This window comes from Paenibacillus sp. EB106-06-01-XG199, assembly GCF_058791575.1.
In genome coordinates this window covers 25,291-44,618 of sequence record NZ_JBYTDQ010000007.1, presented here as the reverse complement: position 1 = coordinate 44,618, position 19,328 = coordinate 25,291, and the positions used below count along the sequence as shown (strand labels likewise).

15 protein-coding genes are annotated in these 19,328 nt (G+C 53.9%); 11 read left to right on the top strand and 4 right to left on the bottom strand.

Annotated features, from left to right (window positions below; all coding sequences use genetic code 11):
- Positions 1-109: 109 nt before the first annotated feature.
- On the bottom strand, positions 110-2,854 hold the full coding sequence (gene acnA / locus AC3WT9_RS23450) for an aconitate hydratase AcnA (protein ID WP_492407975.1): 2,745 nt from the start codon (positions 2,852-2,854) through the stop codon (positions 110-112).
- A gap of 266 nt (positions 2,855-3,120) precedes the next feature.
- Between acnA and AC3WT9_RS23445 the strand changes: the two genes are divergently transcribed.
- The 9 genes from AC3WT9_RS23445 (at position 3,121) to AC3WT9_RS23405 (ending at position 10,865) form a co-directional block, all read left to right on the top strand.
- Entirely contained in the window at positions 3,121-4,149 is a 1,029-nt protein-coding gene (locus AC3WT9_RS23445; RefSeq protein ID WP_341089624.1) for an amidase domain-containing protein, read from the top strand.
- A gap of 19 nt (positions 4,150-4,168) precedes the next feature.
- Positions 4,169-5,260, top strand: a complete 1,092-nt coding sequence (locus AC3WT9_RS23440) for a D-alanine--D-alanine ligase (protein WP_492407974.1) — start codon at positions 4,169-4,171, stop codon at positions 5,258-5,260.
- A 49-nt stretch (positions 5,261-5,309) separates the two neighbouring features.
- Positions 5,310-5,627, top strand: a complete 318-nt coding sequence (locus tag AC3WT9_RS23435; RefSeq protein ID WP_038585586.1) for a hypothetical protein — start codon at positions 5,310-5,312, stop codon at positions 5,625-5,627.
- Positions 5,624-6,631: a UV DNA damage repair endonuclease UvsE gene (gene uvsE / locus AC3WT9_RS23430; protein WP_341089627.1), complete on the top strand. Its 1,008-nt coding sequence runs from the start codon at positions 5,624-5,626 to the stop codon at positions 6,629-6,631. The genes AC3WT9_RS23435 and uvsE overlap by 4 nt, the downstream gene beginning before the upstream one ends.
- 162 nt (positions 6,632-6,793) lie before the next feature.
- Positions 6,794-7,672, top strand: a complete 879-nt coding sequence (locus tag AC3WT9_RS23425; RefSeq protein WP_340895002.1) for an inositol monophosphatase family protein — start codon at positions 6,794-6,796, stop codon at positions 7,670-7,672.
- 22 nt (positions 7,673-7,694) lie between these two features.
- Positions 7,695-7,985, top strand: a complete 291-nt coding sequence (locus AC3WT9_RS23420) for a hypothetical protein (RefSeq protein WP_052091784.1) — start codon at positions 7,695-7,697, stop codon at positions 7,983-7,985.
- Positions 7,986-8,090: 105 nt separating this feature from the next.
- Positions 8,091-9,377, top strand: a complete 1,287-nt coding sequence (locus tag AC3WT9_RS23415; RefSeq protein ID WP_341089631.1) for a stalk domain-containing protein — start codon at positions 8,091-8,093, stop codon at positions 9,375-9,377.
- Between the two features lie 151 nt (positions 9,378-9,528).
- Positions 9,529-10,092, top strand: a complete 564-nt coding sequence (gene def, locus AC3WT9_RS23410) for a peptide deformylase (RefSeq protein ID WP_341097536.1) — start codon at positions 9,529-9,531, stop codon at positions 10,090-10,092.
- A gap of 152 nt (positions 10,093-10,244) precedes the next feature.
- On the top strand, positions 10,245-10,865 hold the full coding sequence (locus AC3WT9_RS23405; protein ID WP_342481023.1) for a hypothetical protein: 621 nt from the start codon (positions 10,245-10,247) through the stop codon (positions 10,863-10,865).
- Positions 10,866-11,005: 140 nt separating this feature from the next.
- Here the strand turns inward: AC3WT9_RS23405 and AC3WT9_RS23400 are convergent, their stop codons facing one another.
- Both AC3WT9_RS23400 and AC3WT9_RS23395 read right to left on the bottom strand, forming a co-directional pair.
- A complete protein-coding gene (locus AC3WT9_RS23400; RefSeq protein WP_341089635.1) occupies positions 11,006-12,322 on the bottom strand; it encodes a glutamate-1-semialdehyde 2,1-aminomutase in 1,317 nt (438 codons plus the stop codon).
- 99 nt (positions 12,323-12,421) lie between these two features.
- Positions 12,422-13,474, bottom strand: a complete 1,053-nt coding sequence (locus tag AC3WT9_RS23395; RefSeq protein WP_341089636.1) for an LCP family protein — start codon at positions 13,472-13,474, stop codon at positions 12,422-12,424.
- A 102-nt stretch (positions 13,475-13,576) separates the two neighbouring features.
- On the opposite strand from AC3WT9_RS23395, the gene bcp reads away from it, so the two are divergent.
- Positions 13,577-14,041, top strand: a complete 465-nt coding sequence (gene bcp, locus AC3WT9_RS23390; protein WP_341089638.1) for a thioredoxin-dependent thiol peroxidase — start codon at positions 13,577-13,579, stop codon at positions 14,039-14,041.
- Positions 14,042-14,160: 119 nt separating this feature from the next.
- Positions 14,161-18,450 carry an acyl-CoA dehydratase activase-related protein gene (locus tag AC3WT9_RS23385; RefSeq protein WP_492407973.1) on the top strand — a complete coding sequence of 1,430 codons (4,290 nt, stop codon included), beginning with the start codon at positions 14,161-14,163 and terminating at the stop codon, positions 18,448-18,450.
- Between the two features lie 97 nt (positions 18,451-18,547).
- Here the strand turns inward: AC3WT9_RS23385 and AC3WT9_RS23380 are convergent, their stop codons facing one another.
- Positions 18,548-19,234 (bottom strand): DinB family protein, encoded by a 687-nt coding sequence (locus AC3WT9_RS23380; RefSeq protein WP_341377214.1) that lies wholly within the window; start codon positions 19,232-19,234, stop codon positions 18,548-18,550.
- Between the last annotated feature and the right edge of the window lie 94 nt (positions 19,235-19,328).

Genomic DNA, 19,328 nt, shown 5'->3' with positions numbered 1-19,328 from the left:
GCCCCCGACAATCTCCCTTACGGGATTGTCGGGGGCTATTTAGTCTGTTCAGCACCGTCAGGATGGAAGGCAAGCCACAGTGGGTTCCACCCATCCTGACCAGCTGTAGTTATTCTACAGGCAGTGCAGTTTCCGAAGCGGCAGCATCAGCCAGCATCTGGCGGAGTACCGTCTGCAGAATGCCGCCATTGCGGTAGTAGTCGATGTCAACGGTGCTGTCTAACCGGGCAATGACCGGGAATTCAAACTGTGTGCCGTCCTCGCGGGTGGCGGTGACGGTGAGTTCCTGGCTTGGGAGCACGTAGTTGTCAAGTCCGGTGATATTGAAGGTCTCGCGTCCGGTCAGCCCCATGCTGCTCCAGCCGTGACCTTCCTGGAATTGCAGCGGCAGAACGCCCATGCCGACCAGATTGCTGCGGTGAATCCGCTCGAAGCTCTCGGCGATGACCGCCTTGACCCCAAGCAGCAGTGTACCTTTGGCGGCCCAGTCACGTGAGCTGCCTGTGCCGTATTCCTTGCCCGCGATAACGATCAGGTTCTGTCCAGCCGACTGGTACAGCATAGACGCATCGTAGATCGACATCACTTCTTCGCTCGGCAGGAAGGTGGTTACTCCGCCTTCCGTACCCGGTGCAACCGCGTTGCGGATCCGGATGTTGGCGAACGTGCCGCGCATCATCACCTCATGGTTCCCGCGGCGTGAGCCGTAGGAGTTGAAGTCGGCGCGTTCCACGCCATGGCTGCGCAGATATTCTCCGGCAGGACCGGAGGTGGAAATATTGCCCGCCGGTGAAATATGGTCGGTAGTGACGGAGTCGGCAAGCAGCGCTAATACCCGCGCGTTGCTGATATCCTTGATATCTCCGATACCATCCGCCAGATGCTCAAAGAACGGCGGGTTCTGGATGTATGTGGAGTTGTCATCCCATTCATACAGCTCGCCTTCCGGCACAGGGATCGAATTCCAACGTTCGTTGGCAGTAAATACATTCTCGTATTTACGCCGGAACATCTCGGGACTTAGGGAAAGGCTGATTGCTTCACGAATCTCTGCCGAAGTCGGCCAGATATCTGCAAGGAATACAGGCTCACCCTGCGGATCATAACCCAGCGGCTCAGTCTTCAGATCAATGTTCACAGTGCCGGCCAGGGCGTAGGCTACAACGAGCGGCGGGGAGGCCAGGTAGTTTGCTTTAACCTGGGCATGCACACGGCCTTCGAAATTCCGGTTGCCGGATATTACTGCAGCTACTGTCATATCATGTTCTGAAATGGCCTGGCTGACTTCATCCGGCAGCGGGCCGGAGTTGCCGATACAGGTAGCGCAGCCGTAGCCGGCCAGATAGAAACCCAGAGCCTCAAGCGGCTTCAGGAGATTGGCTTTTTCCAGGTATTCCGTAACCACAAGCGATCCCGGAGTGAGACTGCTCTTCACGTAGCCTGGCTTAGTCAGACCGCGTTCCACGGCTTTTTTGGCCAGCAGCCCGGCTCCAAGCATAACGCTCGGGTTGGAGGTATTCGTACAGCTGGTGATCGCTGCGATTACGACGGCACCGGTGCTGAGCTTGCTGGTGCTGCCGTTCTTGTGCTGCACTTCCACGACTTCAGCAATCTTCTCATCACTGAGGCCGTAGCCTCCCTTGTCTACAGGGGTGCGGATGATGCCTTCGAAGTTCTCTTTCATATGTGTCAGCTCGACACGGTCCTGCGGACGTTTCGGTCCGGCAAGGCTGGGAACAACAGAGGCAAGATCAAGCTCGATGATGTCGCTGAACTGCGGGTCCGGTGTATCCGCGGTGCGGAACATGCCTTGAGCTTTGTAATAGTCACCAACCAGCTCGACCAGCTCATCCGGACGTCCGGTGCTGCGCAGGTAGGCCAGCGTCTCTTCATCAACCGGGAAGAACCCGATGGTCGCTCCGTATTCGGGAGCCATGTTGGCTACGGTCGCACGGTCAGCAAGGCTGATGTTGGCAAGGCCCGGTCCGTAGAACTCTACGAATTTGCCGACAACGCCTTTCTTGCGCAGCATTTGCGTTACTGTCAAGGCCAGGTCGGTTGCCGTAGCACCTTCCATCAGGCTGCCTGTAAGCTTGAAGCCAACCACATCTGGTGTAACAAAATAGAGCGGCTGCCCAAGCATGCCTGCTTCGGCTTCAATACCGCCCACACCCCAACCAACGACTCCAAGACCGTTGATCATAGTGGTATGGGAATCTGTGCCGACCAGGGAATCGGGATAGACTACAGTTTCACCGTCAACGGACTTAGTGGTGGCCACGGACGCCAAATACTCTAGGTTGACCTGATGCACAATTCCTGTTGCCGGCGGAACAGCGCGGAAGTTGTTGAAGGCTGTCTGCGCCCAGCGCAGGAAACGGTAGCGTTCTTCATTGCGTTCAAATTCCACATTCATGTTGTATTCGAGCGCATCGGCGGTGCCAAAGGCATCGACCATGACAGAGTGGTCAATGACAAGGTCAACCGGAACGAGCGGATTGATCTTCTTGGGATCGCCTCCCGCTTTCTTGACGGTATCGCGCATTGCAGCAAGATCGACGACCACGGGCACACCGGTGAAATCCTGCAGGACGATCCGCGCAGGAATAAAAGGAATCTCTTTATTGCGGTCTATGCCACCTGACCAGCCGGCCAGCTGTTTTACATGCTCTTCCGTGATCGCCCGTCCGTCATACTGGCGGACAGCCGCCTCAAGCAGTACTTTGATGGAAAATGGCAGGGATGAAATGCTGCCTGCGCCTTGTTCTTCAAGGGAATTAAGATGATAGTAGCGGTAGGTTTTGCCGCCTGACTCCAGGTTCTTAGCCAGGGAAAAATGGTCCTTGCTTGGCATATATGCGCCTCCTCGTTTCATCTGATGAAACATCATTTCATATTGTTTGTATGTTAAGTATAACGGTTACAAAGGGGGGAGTAAAGTTTTTTTTGCTGCTTTTTTACCCAGATTTGCCCTGTCCCGTGCGCTTTCTTGCGCTTTGCCTAAAGCTTGGAAATTAGCTTGGCCTGCTTGTCATTCACTGATTCCATCTGTATAGCCGCAGGTATTCCTTCATATACATAGGACAGCAGCCAAACAGGGATGAAGGGGCGGGAAACGGGATGGAATTAGAGTGGAAGAAAAGCTTGTATGTTTATGTGGATCAGTTAAACAAGGCGCGTGTGGCACCGGGGGCCGATCCGCGCCGTACTGCCGTCATGGACCCGCGTTATCTCGTGGCCCAGGGGGAGCGCTCCCGGCGGCTTGCCCAGTGGTATAACCGCCGGGGGATTACTCCTCTGCGTGCGGAGACCGGTGTCAGGACACTGCGCACCGTCCGCCAGAATCCGGGTGAGGTCGTAGCCGATGTAGCGCTGCACAGTGCACTGTATTATGAGAAGGGCGGAATGACGCACCGCGAGGATACGATCGAGACGGAACGTCTGACTTTTGTGCGGGAAGGCAGTTCATGGGAGATAGCCACTGTGGAGCGCAGTGTGCAGGAAAGAAATACGCAGCGCAGAGCACTGGAGGCGGATCCCGCACTGCGGTTGTCCAAATGGGGTGAGGTACTGCCTGCCCCGCAGCCGTCGCAGCCCCTGCTTAACCGGAATGTGCTCCGCGGGATTGCCGGATCAAAGGAGGTCCGTTACCGCCGGGAAGAAGCGGCGGCTTATGCTGACCGCTGGTGGAAGGACGGCAACCCGGAGTTTGAGGTTTTTGATGTGGACTGCACAAATTATGTGTCTCAATGTCTCTTTGCAGGGGGCGCACCTATCAACTATACTGGTAAAAGAGAAACCGGCTGGTGGTACAAAGGCTACAATGGAGCGCAGGAATGGTGGAGCTTCAGCTGGGCTGTGTCGGACAGCCTGCAGCGCTATTTGAGCGGGGAGCGGAACAGCGGACTTCGCGCTGAGGCCGTGGAGCGGCCGGATCAGCTGATGCTTGGCGATGTCATCCTGTACGACTGGGACGGCAACGGCCATTACCAGCACAGCACGATCGTCACTGCTTTTGACGCGGGCGGAATGCCGCTGGTGAATGCAAGAACGGTCAGCAGCCGTCACCGTTTCTGGGATTACCGTGATTCCTATGCATGGACCGACAGAACGGCCTACCGTTTTTTTCATATCAATGACTACTTATAATCCAGAAAGAGGTTAGGGCATGGGGAACACAAAATTAACCGTAGGACTGGTGTACGGCGGCAAATCCGGAGAGCATGAGGTATCGCTGCAGACGGCATTCGCGGTTATGAACGCTTTTGACTACGATAAATATGAGATTATTCCTTTCTATATTTCCAAACAGGGGCTGTGGAAGGTCGGCGAAACACTCACTGCCGCTTACAGCGGAATTGAGCAGTTGAAGCTTGCCGGGGCAGCCGGAGATATGGGCGCAGCATTGAATACGGTATTCAGCGGGCTAGCGGGCGGGGAGAAGAGCATTGATGTGATGTTCCCGCTGCTGCACGGTACCAATGGGGAAGACGGTACGATTCAGGGCCTGTTTGAAATGGCGAATATTCCTTATATCGGCGCAGGTGTGCTGGCTTCATCCGCTGGTATGGATAAGGTCGTGATGAAGAAGCTGTTCGGCGAAGCGGGTCTTGCGCAATGCGAGTATTGTTATTTCAACGCTGCCGTATGGAAGCACAAAAGCCATGAGCTGATTATGGGGGTAGAGGATAAGCTGGGTTACCCTGTGTTTGTCAAGCCGGCCAATCTGGGCTCCAGTGTGGGCATTTCCAAAGCCGTAGACAAGGAAAGTCTAATCAAGGCTGTTGATTTTGCTTTCCGCTATGATACCAAGGTCATCATTGAAGAATTTGTTGATGCCCGCGAGGTGGAGGTTGCCGTACTTGGCAATGAGGACCCCGAGGCTTCTGTTCCGGGTGAAATCGTCTCTTCCGGAGAATATTATGACTATGCGGCAAAATATATCGACGGCAAATCGCAGATGCTGATTCCGGCTCCTGTCGATCCTGAGGTGGCGGACCGCCTGCGTGAATCGGCGATTGCTGCCTTCCGGGCGATCGAAGGCAGCGGGATTACCCGTGCCGACTTCTTCGTACGGAAATCCGACGGCCAAATTCTGATTAATGAAGTGAATACAATGCCGGGCTTTACGCCGTTCAGCATGTACCCGCTGCTGTGGCGCGAGACAGGTATATCGTATCCTGCTCTGCTGGACCGCATGATCGAGCTGGCGCTGGAGCGTTACAAGTATAAACAAGGCCTCAAATACGACAATGAATAAAATCAGGTGAGCGGCGGGGTCCTTCCGGCCGGAAAGGAGAGACAACAGCATGGGGTTTCAATCGGAATTTAATTCGGTCTGCAAGTTCAAGAATGAGCAGGAGCTGTATGAACTGCTCGAGTACGGCCGCACCAAGATGGTGAAGCAGGGGTTTCGCGTGTATCCGACCGGCCAGAAGGTTATTGCCTATACACCGGAGAATGTGGCTGTGGCGATCGTCAAGATCTCCGCTTCGATCGCGGAGATCAACTTCCAGGGCAATGAGGTTACAGCGGTCGAGATGGAGCTGGTACGCAAGCTGAACGAAGAAGAGTCGCGGGTGCAGACGGCGCTTGCCTATGAGATGTTCTTCGGAGAAGAAGGATGATTGTCCGCTTCGGATATGTAGCCATGTCCACTGTCATCCCAGACTGTTCACCATCCAAGACAATGACGATGGCAAGCTTTGCGAAGCTGAACGACCGTGAAGCCGGGCTGCGGCGTCTGGCGACCCTTGCGAAGATGAACCTGCATAATACGCTGCGCCTCCTGAAGCATAATGCCGGCTCAGATATTATGGTGTACCGCATGACTTCCAAGCTGATTCCGCTGGCAACGCATCCTGATCTGCGGGACTGGAACCCGTTGGCCGTACTGGCTGAAGAGTTTGCCGAAGTGGGCAGCTATGTGAAGAAGCACGGGATGAGAGTGTCCTTTCATCCTGATCACTTTACGGTGCTCAGCACGCCCCGTCCTGAGGTGCTGGCGAGTTCTATCCGTGATTTGCAGCATCATACGGATATGCTCGTTGCAATGGGGCTGCCGGCAACGGCCAAGAGCAACATTCATATCGGCGGAGCCTATGGGGACAAGCCTGTGGCGGCAGCGCGGTTCCGGGAGCAGTTTGCAGGGCTTGCGCCTGAACTGCAGGAGCGGATTACGCTCGAGAACGACGATAAGACATTTAACGCGCGGGAGACGCTGGAGGTTGCCCGTAGTCTCGGGCTGCCGATGGTGCTCGATATTCATCACCAGTGGGTGAATAATGAAGGCGAGCTTCCATGGGAGCTGTGGCCGGAGATTCAGAAGACCTGGAAGAGTCCGCTGGCACTGAAGGATGTGCTTCCAGGTGAACTGCTGCCGCCTAAGATCCATGTCTCCAGTCCGCGCAGTCCTTCTGATCCCCGCAGCCATGCCGATGGTGTGGAACCGGCGCCGCTGCTGGCTTTTCTAAAGCGGATTGCAGCCGATACCCCTGCTGTGGATGCCATGATTGAAGCGAAATCGAAGGATGGTGCCTTGTTTGGTCTGATGGAGGCTATGAAGGAGCTGGCGGAGGCCGGCAACGGAATTACGATATTGGACGGGGCGAGTATTAATATTGAGCCGTAACCTGCACCATGCCAGAAGATTTGGGCAGGAAGCCTGGCAGGTTTGACTTGATAAGTAGACTGAAATAAGGTACGTTGAATGAAACTTAAGCAGCAGTGAGCCTGTGTGTAGCAGCAATGTTTCATGGGAGAGCGATTAAGTAAAAGAAAGTGGAGTGAAGATATGAATCCTTTAAATCCTGAGAACCGGAAGGAACGGGAGCCCTATGTAGTTACAAGCAAGGGGCACACGGCGGCAGCGATTAACGCGGCAGCCAAAGCGGGGGAATGGATCAAGAGCAGACAAGGTCAAGTGAAGGAGCTGGGCAGCAAGACATCGGCCCAGGACCTGGTAACGGAAGTTGATAAAGGCGTGGAGCAGATGATCCGCCGGCTGATCCTGACCCATTATCCCGACCATGCTATCCTTGGGGAAGAGGGTGTTCAGCCGGGAACAGATTCGGTTGCCGCCGCTCTGGAAGAGGGACGCCAACACGAATACCTGTGGATTGTCGATCCGATTGACGGCACCACCAATTTTGTGCACGGATTTCCGTTCTACTGTGTTTCCATCGCTCTCGCCGTTAAGGGAGAACTGACTGTTGGTGTTATTTACGACCCTATCCGTGACGAGATGTTCGTCGCCGAGAAGGGTAAAGGAGCTTACATGCACGGCGTGCCTACCTCGGTTTCTGCCGAGACGGTGCCTGGGGACAGTCTTATTGCGATGGGTTTTCCACCGGACCGCACCTTTGCACAGCCGGCAAATATGGCGGGACTGCAGCAGATTCTGCCTCAGGTCCGCGGCATCCGTGCCGGAGGTTCAGCTGCGTTGCATCTGGCCTACGTGGCGGTTGGCCGGGTGGATGGTTACTGGGAGGTCGGCCTGAGTCCTTGGGATTGCGCAGCGGGCGTGCTGCTCGTTAGGGAATCCGGCGGCAAGGTTACCGATACCTTGGGTAATCCTTATGACATCGGCACTCGCCATGTTGTGGCGAGCAACGGTAAAATTCATGATTATCTGGTTTCATCCCTGAAGGAAGCCAAAGCAACGGGATTTTAGCTTTAAGGAGGCAACTGGAACCATGAGCAGAAATGATGATCTGGAGCGCAAGCTCAGTGAGCTTTTGGAAGACGGGGACATGGAGCAGGGCGACAACAAGGACAAAGAAATCCGTCAAATCTCGCCCAAGTATGAAATCCGGATCCAGACTACACTCGATCCTATTGTAGAAGAAACCTTGCGCTACCGTAAAATAGCTTATGAACTGGATGACCGTTATGACAGATATCTGGAGCGTGCAGGGAAGAGCCATGCTCCCCGCAACGCCGAGGGTACAAAGAACAGCACCGGGTCCGGCAGCGGACAGGAATAAGTCACCGGGCCAACAGCAGGAGCGGTTTCCCGAACGGGAAACCGCTCTTCTGCGCAGAGCGGCCGAATGTTAGAATGGAATTATATTACTTTTAGGAGGGGAACGATGCTGAATACATGGAGGAAAATAGCGGCTGCCGGAACAAGCGGTCTGCTGCTGCTCGCCATACTGGTTAGCGCAGGTGCAGGATACGCCAAGGCCGAGGAGGCTGCTGCAGCAACCCAGGGAGCGGAGCAGGATATCTTTCGCATTGTAGCACTGGGAGATTCGATAACTGCCGGATATGAGCCGGGGATGACCGATGTAAACGTGAAACCCTACGGTTACGCAGAAAGACTGCTGGAACAGGGGTATTATCATGGAAGAAGCACACTCGGCAATTACGGTATTCTGGGGCTAACCTCAACAGGGCTGCTTAATTATACCGGAGCGATTAAAGACGGGGCTGTGATTACAGCTGAGGGTATTCAGGCAGGGCTGCCCGATCCGCGGATAGAGCAGTTTGCGGCACTGACTCCGCAGATTCGGACCGAGCTTGCTCAGGCGGATCTAATTACAGTCACGATCGGCGGAAATGATGTCAGCAGCCTATTCCTTCAGTACAAGCAACTGACGGATGAAGATTTCCAGGCTCAGCTGGAGCAGCGTTTGAGCGCCTACAATACGAATGTGAAGACAGCGCTTGAGAACATTCGTGCCGTGAACCCGCAAGCAACCATTCTGCTAGCCGACCAGTATCAGCCGGCTCCCAAATTTGCGGTAAAAGAGGCCTATCCCAAGCTGATGGGCGCAGCGGAGCGGTTGACAGCCATGGCGGACAGTATTGCGGCCAGTTTCGACCAGACCGGAGCACCGGTGCGGGTAGCCCATATTGCCAAACAATTCGTGGGTCTTGAGGGCTCGCTGACACATATCATATCGTTGGATTTTCATCCCACACAGCTGGGGTATGAGAAAATCGCCCGGGTGTTTGCAGAACTGCAGTGGGGAGAATACCGCACACCGTCTGCTCTTGCAACAGCGCCGGGTTCGGCACCGATGTCGATTGTGGTAAAAGGCACAGAGCTTAATACCCCAAATAAGCCAGTCATTAAGAACGGCCAGAACTTTCTCGCACTGCGCGATGTTCTTAATGCTGTGGGTGCCAGTGGAAAGTGGGACAGGAAGACAGCCAGCGCAACAATTGTTTACGGTGACCGGACGGTGGTTATTACCATTGGCTCGAAGTATATTAAGGTCAACGGGGAAGATCAAGCAATTGATACACCGGCGTTTCTGCAAAAGGTCGGCAAAGAGGAGAAAACTTACCTGCCGCTTGCCGCACTTGCTACGGGACTCGGTTTCGACGTGAAATACAGCAGCCAGTTGAAGACTGCTTTCATAAATCCATAAAGCTGCATAAGATAATAGTGTAACGCCTTGAGCAAATACTTATAGGTGCAAGTTGCAATTTATAAATCATCATTATGAATTTAGCCCGCATGGCAAAGGTGGATGAGTGTTGTTGTCTAGTACAAAATATAGTGCAGATTATGTGATCACGATGGATGATATTATACGGGAAGGTCATCCTATTCTCCGCAGTGTAACCGAGCCGGTACAGCTGCCGCTGCAGGATACTGACCGTGAAGCGCTGCAATGCATGATGCAGTTTCTGAAGAACAGCCAGGACCCGGAGGCTTCCGCCAAACATAAGCTGCGTTCCGGCATTGGCTTATCCGCGAACCAGATCGGCCTTCAGAAGCGGATGTTCGTGATGTACCTGAAGGATGACAAGGGCAAGATTGTGGAGCATACCTGGGTGAATCCCAAGATCATCAGCCATTCGCTGGCGATGGTGTATTTGCCGGAGAGCGAGGGCTGCCTGTCTGTGGACCGCCCGGTTCATGGTTTTGTTCCGAGATATGAGACGGTAAAAGTAAAGGGCTATGATCTGAGCGGCAAGGAAGTCGTCCTGAAGTTCAAGGGTTACCAGGCCATTGTGATTCAGCATGAAATGGACCACCTGGACGGGATTATGTTCTATGACCGGATCAACCAGGAGAATCCGTTCAAGCTTCCGCAGGATGTAGAAATCCGCAGCCTATATGATCAGAAAGCAAACTGAAGAGAGTTGTTGATGGCAGAAAGCTGTTGTCCTTAGGGATGACAGCTTTTTGTGCTGTGTATCTGAATTTCTTATAAATGGAAAAAATGATACAATAGAACAATCGTAGATAGGATGTTAACAGATTACACTGAATCCGGGAGGGGAAAGAAATGGGCTGGAGCAGGATGCCACTACGGGGAATACCGAATGATTATAATGATGAGGCTAGAGTAATTGATGAACAGATCTTAAGACTGGTGCAGCAGCGCAAGGCGCTCTCCGGAGGGAGGGGGCTTTTTCCGGAAGAGGAAGCCATGAATCAGCTGGCGGTGGAGTCTGGTCTTGAGGTTTCGGAAATATCGCTGATTCTAAGCAATCTGAACGAAGCCCGGCCCAGACGGCATTTCTGGGATGAGCCCGGGCCGCTGCTGGGGGTGCTGGCAATAATGAAGACTACGCTGGATGGCGATTTTGAATATATGCTGACCCACTCCATGCAGTATGAGAAGTTAAGCATCGTCACCCTGGAAATCAAGTGCTTGAAAGAAACGGTGGAGCGTGTCCATATTAATCCCATGCTTAAGCTTGCTGTTCTAAGTGAGACAAGCTATGAAGTAGAAAATCACGGTGCAAACGGCGGCGGAGCGCATGTTCACATGCAGTTCATGATCTCTCCGCCGCTTCCGGACGATCTCAGCACCACACAGTTTTCTCTGGTGCCCGGAAGCAGCAGATTCCAGCGTCCCGCGTTCGAAGAGGTCAAACTGGACAAGCAGATTGATTTCTATTGATCAGCTGGCTTGATTCTCACACCTGAATCCGGCAATGCAAATGACCCACTGCGGCTTGCCGCAGTGGGTTTGAATTTGTTAATGGAAGCAGGTCTAGTAAGCTTAAGTAATCAGTGTTGCAGCCGGGCAGGTGTTAAAGATTATTTCTCTGCCGACATTGCCTGGAAGGAAGCTTCTGCAGCTTCCAGTGTTGCGTCAATATCGGCATCCGTATGCGCTGTGGTCAAGAACCAGGCCTCATATTTGGACGGGGCAAGGTTGATCCCGCGGTTCAGCATATGGCGGAAGAAGCTGGCGAACATTTCGCCGTCTGTATCTTGGGCTTCCTCATAATTGGTGATCGGATGAGCGCAGAAATGGGTGGAGAACGCCCCGCGGATCCGGTTGATCGTCAGCGGAATGCCGTGACGGTCTGCCGATTGCTGCAGTCCCTCTGTCAGCCGGATGGCGAGCCGTTCCATTTCCTCATACACCCCTTCACCCTGCAGCACCTCAAGACAGGCGATACCTGCTGAGATGGAGGCAGGGTTGCCGGCCATAGTTCCGGCCTGGTATGCCGGACCGAGCGGCGCAACCTGCTCCATCACATGCTTGCGGCCGCCGTAAGCGCCGATCGGAAGACCGCCGCCGATGATTTTGCCGAGCGCGGTCAGGTCAGGTGTAATGTCTTCGTGATTATCAAGGCCTGCATAAGTTTGAGTAGAACCGTAATGGAAACGGAAAGCGGTGATGACCTCGTCATAAATGACAAGCGATCCGTTATCATGGGCCAGCTTGCACAGCCCCTCCAGGAAACCTGGCTCCGGCATAACCATACCGAAGTTGCCGACGATCGGTTCCACCATAACAGCGGCTACGTCAGCACCCCATTTCTCCAGCGCCTCGCGCAGTCCGCCAAGATCGTTGAACGGAACGGTGATGACTTCCTGGGCGATGCTGCCGGGAACTCCGGCGCTGTCAGGAATGCCCAGTGTGGAAGGGCCGGAGCCGGCAGCGACCAGCACTAGGTCGGAGTGGCCATGGTAGCAGCCGGCGAATTTCACGATCTTGCTGCGCTTGGTATAAGCGCGGGCCACCCGGATTGTGGTCATTACGGCCTCCGTGCCGGAGTTGACGAACCGCACTTTATCCATCGAAGGGATTGCTTCCTTGAGCATTTTGGCCAGCTTGATCTCAAGCTGGGTGGGTGTGCCATACAGGATGCCATTCTGTGCGGCTTCCGTAATCGCCGCTGTGATATGTGGATGGGCATGGCCGGTAATAATCGGCCCGTAGGCTGCGAGGTAATCGATGTACTCGTTGCCGTCCTCGTCCCAGAAGCGTGAGCCACCCGCGCGTTTCATAAATACCGGCGCGCCGCCGCCAACAGCCTTGAAGGACCGGGAGGGGCTATTGACGCCTCCGACGATATGCTGAAGGGCTTCCTGATACAACTGTTCTGATGTGGTACGGTTCATGAATAATCATCCTTTCATATGTCTTGGGGCAAGGGAACGGGCGAACTGGCGGCGGATGCCGCTGTTCGCCCGTCCTGAGGCCAAGCATGGGTTGTTGATTTAATTGTTCTCTGCGCTAGCGGACGGACTGCTGTCCGGGGAAGCCTCAGTCGATGGCGTCGGCTCAGGTGCAGTAATGGTATCCTGCACGAATTGCTTCAGTTTATCTTCACTGCTGATGCCAATAACGGAGGAGCCTCCGCTTGTTGTCTCTTCAGTCAGCAAGTTCATCGGCGGTATTTGCTCACTGCCGCCCATCGAGCCGTCATAACCGACGGTGGCAAGCTTCCACATATCGCTGATTTCCATGTTGGTATCGATGTATGGGATCACCTCAGACAATATGTTAGGCAGTTTAAGAATGGAAGTGGTGCTGATCACCTTGTCCGCAACAGCTTTGAGGAAACCCCGCTGCCGTTCCGTCCGGGTGAAGTCGGATGTCTTATCATGACGGAAACGCACATATTGCAGCGCCATGTTGCCGTCAAGATGCTGAAAGCCTTTCTTCAGATCAATGTCGAATTCCGGCCCGTCAGCTTTTGTCTTATAGACCATGTCTTTTTCAACTTCGTAATCCACCCCGCCGACGGCATCCACCAGTTTGATGAAGCCCTGGAAATCGGTATAGACATAATATTGAATCGGGATGCCCAGCAAGTCGCTTACTGTCTGCATCGCCGTATTGGGTCCGTGTGTAATTGCCGAATTAATACGGTCTTTGCCATGTTCTGGTATAGATACATAGGTATCCCGGAGAATGGAGAAGACATAGAACTTCTTTCGCACCGGATCAAGGGAGGCAACCAGCATCGTATCCGAGCGCGGGACTTCCCCTTTCTTCACACCACGGGCATCCACGCCCATAAGCAGGATATTTACAGGCTCCGTGCCTTCCCATTTAGGAGGCTCAGCTATATCCGCCGAAGGGGAGGGAACAGACGCGAACGGCGATTTATCACCCGTCTTGTGCATATTGTCGAGCTGGTTGTAGACAGAGGAGAAATAGTAGACAATTCCGCCGATCACTAGGAGAAGTATAATTGCCAGAGTCCAGAGCAGCGGTTTCTTCTTCGATTTGCCGGCTTTTACGTGCCGTTTCTTTCTTGGAGGCATTTCGTTCTTCCTTTCACATTTGCATTCTCTACATTATAATTTCTTTTAGGAATACAAGCAATTTCGGATTATTCCCCCAATAACTTTAGGAGTGAAGCATAAATGAAGGAAATCGAAATCGGTGATGAAGTCCCTGACTTCAGCCTTCCCGCCTCCACGGGCCGGAACATCAGCTTAAGCCAATATCGCGGCCGCAAGGTGCTGCTTTATTTTTACCCGAAGAATATGACACCCGCCTGCACACAGGAGGCTTGCGATTTCCGTGACGCCCACGACCGGATTGCTGCGCAGGGTGCCGTGGTACTCGGAATCAGTGCCGACAATCTGGCCTCGCACGCTAAGTTTGCCCTGAAGAACAGCCTGCCTTTTCCGCTCTTGTCCGACGAGGAGCATAGTGTAAGCGAGATATTCGGGGTGTGGCAGCTCAAAAAGCTGTACGGCAAGGAGTTTATGGGCATCGTGCGCTCCACCTTTCTTATAGATGAGCAAGGCAAGCTTGCGGCGGCGTGGAGAAAAATTCGTGTTAAAGGTCATGTGGAGACAGCATTGAGTGAAATCACGAAATAATTAAGTATGCTAGTAGTGAATTGTAAATGTCTGTTACATTTTTAACAGCCTTCCTAATGCGCTCTCATGATATAGTTGCCTCATATTACTTCAAATTTGGAGCAAGGCATGGTGATGGCATGATGATACTGCGTATTGGGCTGGACGTCGGATCAACTACGGCCAAATTGGTTGTTATGGAACGAAGTACAATTATTTATCAGGATTACGTGAGACATTATAGCGATATAAAAAAAGCGGCTCTATCCCTCCTGTCAAACGTACAGCACAGGTTCCCGGATAGAGAGGCAGCATTGACTGTAAGCGGTTCCTCGGGGTTGTCCTTATCAAAGCTTGGCGGAGTACCCTTTGTCCAGGAGGTCATCGCCTGCACCAAAGCGATCAGCGAGCTGATTCCAGGATGCGATACGGCGATTGAGCTTGGCGGGGAGGACGCCAAGATTATTTATTTAAGCGGCGGCATCGAACAGCGCATGAATACCGCCTGCGCCGGCGGCACCGGAGCGTTCATCGACCAGATGGCTTCGCTGCTGCAGACTGACCCTGCCGGACTGAATACGCTGGCAGAGAAGCATGAGCGGATCTACCCGATCGCCTCGCGCTGCGGCGTATTCGCCAAGAGCGATGTACAGCCGCTGCTGAACGAAGGGGCGCGGCGCGAGGATGTCGCGGCTTCAATCTTCCAGAGTATCGTGAACCAGACGATCAGCGGCCTCGCCTGCGGCCGTCCGATTCGCGGGCGGGTGGCTTTCCTGGGCGGACCGCTGACGTTTCTGCCCGCCTTGCGGGAGCGTTTCGCGGAGACGCTGGGGCTGAAGGAAGGGGAGGTGCTGTTCCCGGAACGCTCGCAATATTTTGTGGCGATTGGTTCGGCGCTGTCACAGAGCGATCAGCTCGTGCTGCCGCTATCCGGCTGGCTGGAACGGATTGAAGCGGTGGACTTCAAGGCGGACCGTGCAGAGGATGCTGAACTGGCGCCTCTGTTTGAGACGGCGCAGGATTTAGCCGAGTTCCGGCTCCGCCATGGCAGGGCCTCGGTTGCCCGCGCTGAGCTGGCTTCATACCGCGGACCTTGCTATCTCGGCATTGATGCCGGTTCGACGACAACAAAGCTTGTTATTACCGGCGCCGCCGATGAAATTCTCTATACCTTTTACGGAAGCAACAAAGGCAATCCGCTGCAGTCCGTCACCGATGCACTGAAGGAGATTTACCGGATTCTGCCGGAAGGCTGCTATATTGCCGGCTCCTATGCGACCGGTTATGGTGAAGGATTGGTTAAGGCCGGGCTTCGTACCGACGGCGGTGAAGTGGAGACAGTGGCCCACTATAAGGCTGCGTCCAAGTTCATGCCTGAGGTGGACTTTATTCTGGATATCGGCGGACAGGATATGAAATGCATCAAGATCCGCGGAGGGGCAATTGACAGCCTGATGCTGAATGAGGCCTGCTCGGCGGGCTGCGGCTCTTTTCTTGAGAGCTTCGCCTCCGCGCTGGAGCTCGGTATCGAGGAATTTGCCAAGTCCGCGCTGCAGTCTAGCAAACCGGTGAATCTGGGCTCGCGCTGTACCGTATTTATGAATTCCAAGGTGAAGCAGGTGCAGAAGGAAGGGGCTTCCCTGGCTGATCTGTCCGCAGGACTCGCCTATTCCGTAATCAAGAACGCTCTGCAAAAGGTTATCAAAATCCGCAACCCCGAGGACCTCGGGCGCAATATCATTGTGCAGGGTGGCACCTTCTATAACGAAGCCGTACTGCGGGCCTTTGAGCTGCTGACTGGCCGGACTGTGGTCAGACCTGATATTGCCGGTGTTATGGGAGCCTACGGCTGTGCGATTATTGCCAGAGAACATGCCGGCTTGGACGGCTTCAGCACGATTCTTGGCCCGGAAGAGCTGGAAACCTTCCAATATCAGGTATCGCCGGGCCGCTGCAGCCGCTGCGCCAACAATTGCGCACTGACCATCAGCCGTTTCCCCGATAAGAGCTTTCACGTTACAGGCAACCGCTGCGAACGCGGTGCGGGAGGCAAGAAAGAGAAGAACAACCTGCCGAACCTGATGCAGTATAAATATGAACGGTTCTTTGACTATGAAGGGCTGCCGGAAGAACAGGCAGAGCGGGGCACCGTCGGCATTCCGCGGACCATGAATATGTTCGAGAATTATCCGTTCTGGCACACCTTTTTTACAACACTGCGCTACCGGACAGTGTTGTCGCCGAAGTCCAGCAAGAAGCTGTATGAGAGCGGAATGGATACGATTCCTTCGGAATCGATCTGCTATCCCGCGAAGATGGCCCATGGACATGTGCAGAGCCTGATCGGCAAAGGCGTCGATTTTATCTTTTATCCGGCGGTTGTGTATGAGAAGAAGGAGGACGATGCGGCACAGAATCACTTCAACTGCCCGGTGGTTGCTTCTTATCCTGAGGTTATCCGCAATAATATGGATGGTCTCAAGGAAAGTGGGGTTCCGCTCGTCAGCCCGTTTCTGACCTTCGACGATATTTCGGCCCTGACCAAGAGTCTGATCAAGACCTTTATGGATATTCCGAGAGAAGAGATAGCATCAGCGGTACAGGCTGGAATTGCCGAAGCTGAGCAAGCCAAAAATGATCTGCGTACGAAGGGCGAAGAAACGCTGGCGTTTCTGACCTCCACCGGGACAAAGGGGATTCTGCTCTGCGGCCATCCCTACCATGCCGATCCGGAAATCAATCACGGCATCGCCGATATGATTACCGGAATGGGGCTCGCCGTGCTGACCGAGGATTCGGTCTGCCATCTGGACCGCAGCGAAGGCGATGTGGCTGTGGTGAATCAATGGACGTACCACGCCCGGATGTACCGTGCCGCCCGCCTTGCAGCCGGCAGAAATGATCTGGAGCTGGTGCAGCTCACCTCCTTTGGCTGCGGCATCGACGCGATCACTTGCGATGCCGTGCAGGAGATTATGGAGCGCCACAACAAGGTATACACCCTGATCAAGATTGATGAGATCAGTAATCTCGGCGCTGCGCGTATCCGGCTGCGGTCGCTGCAGGCAGCGATGCGTGAGCGTGAGAAGGGCGATGTGCAGCCGCAGCTCCTCTATAAGACACAGGCCAACGTTCCGTTTACGAAGGAAATGAAGGAGACCTATACCATTCTGGCGCCGCAGATGTCGCCGGTTCACTTTGAATTGTTCGAACGCGTCTTCCGTGACGCCGGGTACCGTCTCAAGGTACTGGAAACCACCGGTCCGCAGGAGACCGAGGAAGGCCTCAGATTCGTCAATAATGATGCATGTTATCCGGCGATTGTCACCATCGGGCAAATCCTCTCGGCTCTGAAGAGCGGGGACTACGATCCTAACCGGACGGCGGTCATCATGTCGCAGACAGGCGGAGGCTGCCGGGCTACCAATTATATCTCGCTGCTGCGCAAGGCGCTGAAGGATTCCGATCTGGGGCAAATTCCGGTCATCTCTCTCAATGCTTCAGGGATGGAGAATCAGCCGGGCTTCCGCATCCACCTCAAGCTGGCAAACCGGCTGATCGCCGCTGCCTGCTATGGTGATCTGATGATGCGGCTGCTACACCGCTTCAGACCCTATGAGCGGATTCCGGGAAGCACGGAAGCCCTCTACCGCAAAGGAATGGAGCGCTGCAAGAGCAGCTTGTCGACATTCTCCTTCCGGGAGTATAAGCGGGTGATCCGCGAGATCGTCGCCGAGTTCAGCCGCCTGGCGGTCACACCGGCAGTGAAGCCGCGGGTGGGCATTGTCGGCGAAATACTGATTAAGTTCCATCCGGACGCCAACAACCGGATCATTGAGATGATCGAAGCCGAAGGCGGCGAAGCAGTAATGCCGGACTTCCTCGATTTTATCTTTTATTGCGTGTACAATCCGATCTACAAAGCGGAGCAATTCGGCAAAAGCAAGAAGCTGGGATACATCAATCCCATGCTGATCTCGTACCTGGAAATCTACCGCAAGCCGGTTAAAGTGGCGCTGGAGGAAGCGGGACTGGCCAAAGGCCGCGAGAATATTTACGGCCTCGCGGAGAAGGCCAGCCGGCTTGTGTCTGTCGGCAATCAGATGGGCGAAGGCTGGTTCCTGACGGCGGAGATGATGGATTTGCTGGATAACGGTGTGAATAACATTGTCTGCATCCAGCCGTTTGCCTGTCTGCCGAACCATATTACCGGACGCGGCTCTATCAAAGGACTGAAGGAGCTGTATCCCGGGGCCAATATCGCAGCTATTGATTATGATGCCGGGGTCAGTGTAGTGAACCAGGCCAACCGGATCAAACTGATGATGTCGATCGCCTGCGGTCTGGAAAGCGGCAGTAGTTCAACGCCTGCTGAAATCTCAGGACCACAGCGGCCGGTGGTGGTGGGGAGCTTAGGGAGCGGGATATAAGAAAAGTACAATCCATAAAGTGCAATCCACATTAAACAGCGGGTCCGGGGCAATTCTCCCGGGCCCGCTTTAATTTATAAGAAACATTTGAATGATCTTATTTCTGAAGTTTAAGCTTTACGCGCATCGCCTTGTTGAGGTGGATGAAATTATGCCTTGTGGCAGGCATCAGCACCAGACCGGCGATGTTTTTATTTCCCCAGTAGTCAATCAGCCATTGCTCCGTATCTTTTACCGCCTCTTCTTCTGATATTCTTCTGATCCTGGCAGGACTCAGCTTCGCCCTCAATTGCTCGGAACTCAATGAAGATATGATGCTCCGCGTTCTGCCGGCAACCGCTCTCCTGTACTCCAATAAAGACTCGATATGAACCGACGAGCTGAAACCGGAAATTTCCTCATCGGTCATGCCATTGCCTGAATGGATGTAAACTGTCTGTAATTTGTCGGTAAAATTCGCCTCGTGAAGAATCTGCCCGCTGCCGGCGGCAAGAATATTCATTGTGATATCTTCAATTCTCGCACTGTGCCAAAGATGCCACACTATAGAATTTTTACTGCCGGGGGTATGTACCGGATAGCTGCGCAGGGTCGACTCGCGGATATCTTTCAGAAGTTCGTCTTCAAAGGTTGGCTGCTCCGGATGTTCCCCGTTTGACGCGTAAAGAGAGGCATGCAATCTCAGGAATAAAGCAACCGCATTCTCATGCTCCTCCGGCCGCTTCAAGAGTCCCGTTAAAGTTTTATGTCCGTCACTCCAAATTTTTCGCTGTTCAGGATTCATTGCACAATCACCGCTTTCGAGTATTGTCATCCATCTGAATTATATCTAAAATCCCCAAAGCTGGGCACTCTGGAAGGGTGTCTATTCCGGGGCG